Genomic DNA, 8,033 nt, shown 5'->3' with positions numbered 1-8,033 from the left:
GCAGGTCGGCGTGACCCGGGCGAGGCCTCGTCAACGGGCGGTTACGCGCGACCTCGCGCTCGTCGCCGGCACCGGCATCAATGAGAAGAGCCGAGGGATCCACGGGGTCCGCGCTCATGACGGTCTCCCACTTGGGCCACTCCGAGTTTCCAATCCGAATAGCAACGGGAGCACCCGTGGTCACCCCGTGACGTACACCCGCGAGGATCGACACCTCGTCGGTCTCGAACTTCTGACGAGCACCGCGCCCATAGCCCAAGCGGCGTCTGGCCAAGGCACGTCGCAGGTCATCAGTCGTGACATGCAGTCCCGAAGGAAGCCCCTCGATCATGGCAAGCAGTGCGGGCCCGTGCGATTCTCCGGCGGTCATCCATCTCAGCATGTCCCCCAGTGTCCCACAAGGCCAAGTGCCCATGCCTGCCGTCTCTCACGGGGTGAACGATCAGGACGAGGAGGACTGTGCGGCTCCGGACAGATTCGGTTCAGTACCCAGGATGTCAATAACGATGCACAGCGTGTCGTCACCGGCCGCCAGGTCCGGTGGAATCGTGATGGCCAAACGCGACCCAACCTTCTGATCAACCAGAGCCGACTGAAGACCACGCATAGCAGTCCCGAGGTTAATGACCTGCGGGATGCCCGTCTCCCACGTGGATACACGAACAACGCCGTCTGTCCAGCCCAGCACGGTGAACTGGGCGACGACCCGATCGCTCTCGTGCACCTGCACACCGTCCCCCTTGATGAGGGCTTGAGTCGTCACACCGTCGGGCACGGTCGCTGAGTGCGTGACGATGGGACCTTCAGGACTCATCTCAACGCTCAAAGGACCCACCGTTGCATCCACACTGGTGCCGACCGCAATGTTGGGCAGGATGTCGATGACATCAACCTCGATATTGCTACTCGAGCCGGGCGCGCCCGCTCCGGCCGCAATAGTCCGGAAAGCAACCAGACGGGAACCCTCGCGCTTGCCCACGACCATGCGCGTCAGCTCATCACCGATCGCGTCCGTGCCGACGATTCCTAGGCTCAGCTGGGGACGTCCCGATTCTGACAGTGTCTGTCCGCTCGCTCCATCGAATGCCGTAATCGCAACGAGAACAGGCGACCCTTCTGTAATATCGCGACCGCTGCCGTCGACGATGGTGGTTGCCTTCGTCCCGTCAACCTCCAAAGGAGCCTTGATTTCAATAGTCGGCGTTGCGCCCACGCGACCGGACACACTCACCCGCTCGAAGAGAGGCAACGTCGTCGACTGGGCACTGGTCTCGGCTGGGACTTCAACCTGGGACCGATCCGTTGATTGGACGGCCCACCAGGCGACGCCGACTCCCGCAGCAATGAGAACCAACGCGATCACAAGGCGTCCCAGCAATGAGGCACGCGAGGCACCCCGGGAGCGTCCGCCTCTCGCAGCAGCACGCCGCGAGGAGCCTTTCGAGCGTCGGGGACTCACGGAGTCAGGGGTCTGTGCAGCAGGGCTCATGCGGGAATCGTAGGAGACGACGCGTTGATCTGCTCGATGAGTCCATCAACGCGCGGGTCGGAAGTGGCCAAAGGATCCTGCAGGGAGAGCGGAATCGCCGTGGAATCGTCCAGGCGTACGTGCACCCAATCGACGCTGAGGTCAGCGCGTGCATCCTCCGCCGCCGCGATGATGCGACCGCGCAGGTGAGCGCGTGTCGTCGTCGGCGCAACGGTGGTGGCGCGGGCCACCCCCTCCGGCGTCGTGAGGCGTCGCATGAGGCCGGCGCGTTCCATGCGCTCACGCAGACCCTGCGCCGTGATGTCCGAATAGGACAGTTCGAGGCGGGCCACTCGCGGGTCGCTCAGGGCAGCGCCGGTGCGCGCGCAGTAGGAGTCGAGCAGTGAGCGCTTGATGGCGATGTCGAGTTCGGTGTCGACCCCGCTCCAGTTGCCGCTCGCGATCGCGTCGAGGCCACGACCCCACAGGTCGACGACGTAGGCGCGCATCGGGTCGAGCTCGGCGACGGGGATGCGAGCGAGCACGCGCTCGCGGATTTCGCGCTGCAGGGCGACGGCCGAGGTGGTGCGGCCCGAGGCCAGCTCTATCGGCGTGGAGCCGGTCAGATCCGCGTTGATCTCTCGGATCGCTCGCATCGGATCAGCGAGCGCGAGATCCTCGATCTGGAGTCCGTCTTCGATGGCGTGGATGAGAAGATCGGTCATGCCGACCTTCAAAACTGTCGTCGGCTCAGCAACGTTTGTGTCACCAACGATCACGTGCATGCGCCGGTATGCGCCTGAATCGGCCAAGGCCTCGTCGCGCGTGTTAATGATCGGACGCGAGCGGGTCGTCGCGGAAGAGACGGCATCCCACATCTGGTCCGCTCGCTGAGAAAACTGTAGTCGCGGCGTGGCAGCAGACGTGTTGATCCACCCGTTGCCCACCAGGATCTGACGTGTCACAAAGAAAGCGACGAGCGCGTCGGCGACCTGGCGGAAGTCACGGCGTCGGTGCAGCAGATAGTTCTCGTGACAGCCATACGAGTTGCCTTGGGAGTCCAGATTGTTGCGGAACAGGTGTATGTGCAGGTCGGTGCCGAGCTCTAAGAGCGCTTCGTCGGCTTGGACCGCCAGGTCGGCGAGTATGACGGAACCCGCGCGGTCCTGCTCGAGAAGGTCCTCCAGGCGGTCGCACTCGGCTGTTGCGTACTCGGGGTGGGCGCCCACGTCCAAGTAGAGGCGTCCGCCGTTACGAAGGAACAGGTTGGAGGAACGGCCCTGGTGTAAGAGCGGCTCGAACAGCTGGCGAGCGGCGTGCTCGGCGTCCATCGGCGCCGCCCCGGACGGGGACGCGGCCGTCAGCCCGTACTCCGTTTCGATGCCGAAAACTCTCCGCCTCACGTCACTGGCCGCCCTTCTGGACGAAACCCTGCACGAAGGCTTCGGCGTTCGTCTCGAGGACGGAGTCGATCTCGTCAAGGAGTGAATCAATCGATGCGGTACGTGCCTGCACCTGGCCCGCCGCCTCGGTGGCGTCGTCGTCGGGCGTGGGGCCGCCGGCAAAAATCTGGTTCGACATGGTGTGTTCTTCTTTCTGTCGTCGTCTCAGCGTGTGGAGGTGTCGCGGGCATCGGCGATCGGGAATCGGAGAAGGTCACCTTCCCCGGGGTCGAAGACGAGCGATGACCACGAGGCCTTGACCAGGTCCGGGCGGTTCCCGACCGCCCACCCTCGCACGTGCGCGCGCGTGTTCGTTGGTGCTACGTCGGCGGCACGTTCGACTTGCTCGTCCGTCACCAGGCGCGTGACCATGCCGGCCTTCGCGAGACGGTAGACGAGGCCGTGGCTGGGACGCAGGTCCGCCCACTGCAGGTCGATGGCAGCCAGGCGCGGATCGTTCCATTCCAAGCCAGCTCGTTCCTTCTGGCGCTTGACGATCTGGTACTTTCCGACCCACTCAACGTCTGCTGCCACCGAGAAAAGGTCAGCGCGCATGCGGTCGAGGACGGACTGCCACAGCGTGAGGATCTCCCGGTCCGCCGCCGTAGGTGTGGTTCCGGTCTCTTCAAAAACACCGAGGACGAGGTCCAGATAGATCTGTTGAAGCTCAACTGCCGTGTACGAGCCACCAGCTGTGCCGATTGTGTAGTCAAGGTCAGGGTGATGGGACACGTTCCACGTCTCCTGGACAGGATCGTCCATGACGAGCGCATCCCAGCGCAGGTCGGTGCCCTGCTCGATGGCCCACAGGACCAAGGAGGTCGTCCCGAAGCGCAAGAAGGCGGACACGTCGAACATGTTGCCGTCGCCGCCGATCACGTGCAGGCGGCGGAAGTGTGCGGGGTTGGCGTGGGGTTCGTCGCGCGTGTTGATGATCGGGCGGTTGAAGGTCGTCTCAAGTCCGACCTCGTTCTCGACGAAGTCGGCGCGCTGGGACATCTGGAAGCCCGGTACCTCGCTCTTTTGCCCGCGCCCGACCCGGCCCGCGCCACAGATCACGGGTCGGGTAACCATGAAGGGGATCAAGCCACGGATGATGGTGTCCAGGTCGGTGATGCGAGGCATCTGATAGTTCTCGTGGGTCCCGTAGGCCGCGCCCTTGCCGTCCGTATTGTTCTTCACCAGGACAATGGGTTCCTCACCGAGGGCATCCAAACGCTCCATGACGCGTCGAGCAATGACTTCGCCCGCCCGATCCCACAGGAGGGCGTCGCGCGCCCCAAGGGTCTCAGGAGCCGAGTATTCCGGATGTGCATGGTCCACGTAGAGTCGCGCGCCGTTGGTAAGCACCGCGGTCGTTGCCGCAGGTAGAGCGAGCTCCTCCGCGGTGGGGCGAGCGATGCGCTCGGAGCCTCCCGAAGGGGCCAAGTGATAGGGGTCATCGGTGAGCAGAGACGGGTCGACGGCGGCGCGCGACATGCGCATCCCACGCAGGTCGTTGAGCGGGTCTTCGCCCGTGTAGTCCCACCGCACGATGCCAGCGCCCTCAGACGGGGTGCCAACACGCGAAATTTCGCCGTATGCGGACACAACGCGGGTGGACAAAGCAATCGGGTTGGCCCACGCGTCGCCCGGGCGGTAGACGCCGAACTCGGTTTCGGTCCCGATGATGCGTTCGCTGCTCATCTCACCACTCCAATCGGCTTCACGCTGACAATTTCGGGCGCGAGTCCGCTCGTGCGAGCCCAGTCCTCCGGCGAGGACGTCGCTGCCAACTCTAACGATTCGTTCATTTCCTCGTGCACGCCGCGCAACAGGTGATCCATGGTCAGACCCGACGCAGTTCCCGTTAGTGCATCCTTAATCGCATACTTCTTAGCACGCTCCACGATGCCAGCGATGAGCGCTCCGGACACGAGGTCGGCGAGGTAGATGCGCTTGTGCTCGCCGCTCACGAGCGTCGCGAGGAACAAAGCGGTCGTCTCATCGCGGGTGTACAGCGCGTCCACGGCGCGTTCGATCATCCCCGCCACGGCCTCGTCGAGGCTGCCGAAGCGGGCGACTTCGGAGGCGTGGATCGGGACCCGAGGGGTCAGGTACTTCGAGAAGATGTCGAGCGCGCCCGCACGGTCGGGGCGGGCCACCCGGATGCGCACNCCAGCGAGACGACGCGTCGTTCGAGCGAGAGGCGCTGGTCGGTGTCATTCATCGGTCTGTGCCTCTCGTCCTTCGCTGGCCCACGTGTCGGCCTGCGCGACGACGTCGCGGCGCACCTTACGGACCTTCTTCTCAGAGTTCACGCGCTGGCCAACCTTCTCCAGGGACCAGTCCGCCTCGTCGTCCCAGGCTCCACCTTGGCCCTCCGCGGCCTTAGCGGGGCGGGTCGAACGCTCCTGCGGCGTGACGCCGGGGGCAAGAAGTCGGGTGACGACGAGGAATCCGGTGTGCGCGACCATGCGGTGCTCGGGGCGCACAGCCAGGCCGTCAAGGTGCCACTCGCGGCGCATGTCCTCCCACGCAATCGGGTCCGTGAAGCGCTCGGACGCACGCAGATCCTCCACAAGGCGCGACATCTGGGTCACGGTTGCCACGTAGCAGATGAGCACACCGCCGGGAATGAGCGCGTGGGTAATCGCCTCAATGTTCTCCCAGGGGGCCAGCATGTCGAGGACCACGCGGTCCACGCTACCCTGCTTGGCGGACCACAGCACCGCATCGACGTCGCCGACGCGCAGGTCCCACGCGGGATGACGGTGTCCAAACCACAGGTCCACGTTCGCCGTGGCGATGTCGGCAAAGTCCTGGCGACGCTCCACGGAGATCAGGTGCCCCTGCGGGCCGACGGCGTCCAGGAGCGCCATCGACAGGGCACCCGACCCGGCCCCGGCCTCGATGACCGTGGCACCTGGGAAAATGTCGCCCATGTGGGTGATGACGCCGGCGTCCTTCGGGTAGACGACGGCGGCTCCGCGCGGCATCGACATGACGTAGTCGACCTGGAGGGGACGCAGGATCTGGAACTGGCGGCCTTCGTCTGTCACGATGACTTGACCGTCCGGGCAGCCGATCACGTCGTCGTGGTTGAATCCGCCGCGGTTAGACTGGAAGCGTCCGCCACGTACCAGGATGACCTGGTGGAAGCGCCCCTTCGGATCGCGGACCTGAACGCGGTCGCCCTCGGAAAGGAGACCCCGGCGGACGGACTGGCCTAAGTCGGTGGCCGTTTCGAAATTATTACGCTGAATAGTCATTACGTAAAGAATAGCGCCTCGAACCTTCGCACCCCTTGCAGGACGCAGATGGGGGCGGCGGGGGTTAGCGTGGTATTCATGACAGACCTGATCGCCCCCTTGCCCGGTCCGCGTACGTGGGAGCCCGCACTGTCTGCGTCGCGCGCCAAGGAATACGAACGCTGCCCGCTTCAGTACCGCCTGCATGTCCTGGATGGTTACCGCGAACCAGAGACACGCGCGAAGGCTCTGGGCACGGTCGTGCACGCTGTCCTTGAGGAGCTGTTTGGGCTTGCTCCGAACGAGCGCACCCCCGAGGCCGCCCGCTCGCGGGTCACACCCGCTTACGAGACGGTTGTCGCGAAAGCACCGGCGATTGCTCAGCTTTTTGTCGATGATGCGGATCGCGAGGCTTGGCTCGCCGACGTCCGCGGGGTCATTGACGGCTACTTCGCGATTGAGCAGCCCCAGTGGATCGCTCCTGCCGCCCGCGAGCAGCGCGTTCGCACGACGACTGAGGGAGGCGTGCGCCTCATCGGATTTATCGATCGAATCGACGCAGCCCCCGACGGTCGTTTGCGCGTGGTCGACTATAAGACCGGTAAGGCACCTGGTCCGCGTTACGTCGACGAAGCCCTGTACCAGATGCGCTTTTATGCGCTCCTCCTGGCACGCACTCGCGTACTGCCAGCGCGCATGCAGCTGGTGTACCTGCGCGCGGGTCAGGTTATTACCTTCGACCCGGTTTCCGAGGACATCCGCGCGTTCGAACACCACATCGATGAACTGTGGACACGCATCGCCTCCGATATAGCCAACGATTCCTTCGCTCCGCGCAAGAATCCGCTGTGCAATTGGTGTGGCGTGCGTTCCCTCTGCCCGATTTTCGGGGGCGCCACGCCCCCGATGCCGGCTGAGCATGCGCGGTGGTTGGCTCGGACTCAGCTAGGCTAGGGGTCATGAATTCAAAGCAATGCGGGCGCACCGGCCTCTATCTGTCAGAGATCGGTTTGGGAACCCTCACGTGGGGGCGCGACACCGATGCTCCTGAGGCCATCGAAATGCTCACGCACTTCGTGGATGCCGGCGGCTCCCTCGTTGAATGCGCTCCATCCCACGGGGACGGGATGGCCGTGGATGTTGTGTCCGAGGCCGTGGCCTCGGTGGGCAGACACCGCGTGGTTCTCGCCTGGCGTGGTGGCATGCGACGCGGAGCCGATGGGGCTTGGGTGGGTGCCGCGGGGCGCGGGGATCTGCTGCGCAGCCTGGATGATGCTTTGGCACGCCTGAATACCGACTACGTGGACGTATGGTTGGTGGAACCCCGCGCCGAGGTGCCGCTCGAGGAAACACTGGATGCTGCGACGCTGGCCTACCGTAGCGGTCGCGCCCGCTATGTGGGTCTCTCGCGTGCTTCGCACTGGCAGTTGGCCGAGGCCGTGACGCGCGGCGTCGTGGGCGCCAGTGCGCCGATCACGCTCGTCGAGATGCCTTTCTCACTGGTCGATGCCCAATACGCGGGCACAGTGGGCGAGCTCGCCAGCCGGGGGGTCGGTGTCGTAGCGGCGTCCGCGCTGGCGGGGGGTGCGTTGACGGGTAAGTATCGTCATTCCACCCCCGCTGACTCGCGCGCCGCGTCCCCGCATCTGCGCCACATGGTGGAACCGTACCTGTCGGGCTTTGCCCGAGGGGTCATCGAGGCGGCGCATCGTGCAGCCTCCGGCTTGGACCGCTCGACTGCGGACGTGGCGCTGGCGTGGGTGCGCGACTACCCGGGTGTCAGCTCCGCCCTCGTTGGCCCACGCACCGTGCGCCAGCTTGACACGCTTCTGGAGTACACTGCGGCCCTGCCCGCCCCGATTCGCGAGGTGCTGTCCGAGGTCGCCCAGTAGC

At 65.0% G+C, this 8,033-nt stretch carries 8 protein-coding genes and 1 pseudogene; 2 read left to right on the top strand and 7 right to left on the bottom strand.

Translation table 11 applies throughout. The features are described 5' to 3' along the window. The 7 genes and pseudogenes from BQ7477_RS06645 to BQ7477_RS06615 all read right to left on the bottom strand — a co-directional run. A partial coding sequence (locus tag BQ7477_RS06645) for a chorismate synthase (protein ID WP_129582530.1) occupies positions 1 to 382 on the bottom strand: 382 nt, incomplete at its 3' end. 60 nt (positions 383 to 442) lie between these two features. After that, positions 443 to 1,489 (bottom strand): FKBP-type peptidyl-prolyl cis-trans isomerase, encoded by a 1,047-nt coding sequence (locus BQ7477_RS06640; RefSeq protein ID WP_073983276.1) that lies wholly within the window; start codon positions 1,487 to 1,489, stop codon positions 443 to 445. Next, on the bottom strand, positions 1,486 to 2,871 hold the full coding sequence (gene pafA, locus BQ7477_RS06635; protein ID WP_073983275.1) for a Pup--protein ligase: 1,386 nt from the start codon (positions 2,869 to 2,871) through the stop codon (positions 1,486 to 1,488). The genes BQ7477_RS06640 and pafA overlap by 4 nt, the downstream gene beginning before the upstream one ends. Position 2,872: 1 nt before the next feature. Further along, positions 2,873 to 3,049, bottom strand: coding sequence for a ubiquitin-like protein Pup (locus tag BQ7477_RS06630; RefSeq protein WP_073983274.1), 177 nt, complete (start codon positions 3,047 to 3,049; stop codon positions 2,873 to 2,875). 26 nt (positions 3,050 to 3,075) lie between these two features. After that, positions 3,076 to 4,596, bottom strand: a complete 1,521-nt coding sequence (gene dop / locus BQ7477_RS06625) for a depupylase/deamidase Dop (RefSeq protein WP_073983273.1) — start codon at positions 4,594 to 4,596, stop codon at positions 3,076 to 3,078. Beyond that, positions 4,593 to 5,066, bottom strand: a pseudogene (locus BQ7477_RS06620) (proteasome ATPase); the annotation flags it as partial. The gene dop and the pseudogene BQ7477_RS06620, both read right to left, overlap by 4 nt. Positions 5,067 to 5,111: 45 nt before the next feature. Further along, complete coding sequence (locus BQ7477_RS06615; RefSeq protein ID WP_073983272.1) at positions 5,112 to 6,161, bottom strand: tRNA (adenine-N1)-methyltransferase; 1,050 nt, start codon at positions 6,159 to 6,161, stop codon at positions 5,112 to 5,114. Between the two features lie 78 nt (positions 6,162 to 6,239). Here BQ7477_RS06615 and BQ7477_RS06610 point away from each other — a divergent pair, with 78 nt between their 5' ends. Beyond that, positions 6,240 to 7,094 carry a RecB family exonuclease gene (locus BQ7477_RS06610; RefSeq protein WP_073983271.1) on the top strand — a complete coding sequence of 285 codons (855 nt, stop codon included), beginning with the start codon at positions 6,240 to 6,242 and terminating at the stop codon, positions 7,092 to 7,094. A gap of 5 nt (positions 7,095 to 7,099) precedes the next feature. Further along, a complete protein-coding gene (locus BQ7477_RS06605) occupies positions 7,100 to 8,032 on the top strand; it encodes an aldo/keto reductase (protein WP_073983270.1) in 933 nt (310 codons plus the stop codon). Position 8,033 lies beyond the last annotated feature (1 nt).

The organism is Actinomyces bouchesdurhonensis (assembly GCF_900128465.1).
Taxonomy (GTDB): Bacteria; Actinomycetota; Actinomycetes; order Actinomycetales; family Actinomycetaceae; genus Pauljensenia; species Pauljensenia bouchesdurhonensis.
Note: the sequence above shows the minus strand (reverse complement) of the source record. Positions and strands in the feature narration are given on the sequence as shown.

Excerpts from the sequence above, each read along its gene's own strand:
- BQ7477_RS06615 (WP_073983272.1), bottom strand. The coding sequence starts at position 6,161 with ATGACTATTCAGCGTAATAATTTCGAAACGGCCACCGACTTAGGCCAG.
- BQ7477_RS06605 (WP_073983270.1), top strand. The coding sequence starts at position 7,100 with ATGAATTCAAAGCAATGCGGGCGCACCGGCCTCTATCTGTCAGAGATC.
- dop (WP_073983273.1), bottom strand. The coding sequence starts at position 4,596 with ATGAGCAGCGAACGCATCATCGGGACCGAAACCGAGTTCGGCGTCTAC.
- BQ7477_RS06630 (WP_073983274.1), bottom strand. The coding sequence starts at position 3,049 with ATGTCGAACCAGATTTTTGCCGGCGGCCCCACGCCCGACGACGACGCC.
- BQ7477_RS06610 (WP_073983271.1), top strand. The coding sequence starts at position 6,240 with ATGACAGACCTGATCGCCCCCTTGCCCGGTCCGCGTACGTGGGAGCCC.
- BQ7477_RS06640 (WP_073983276.1), bottom strand. The coding sequence starts at position 1,489 with ATGAGCCCTGCTGCACAGACCCCTGACTCCGTGAGTCCCCGACGCTCG.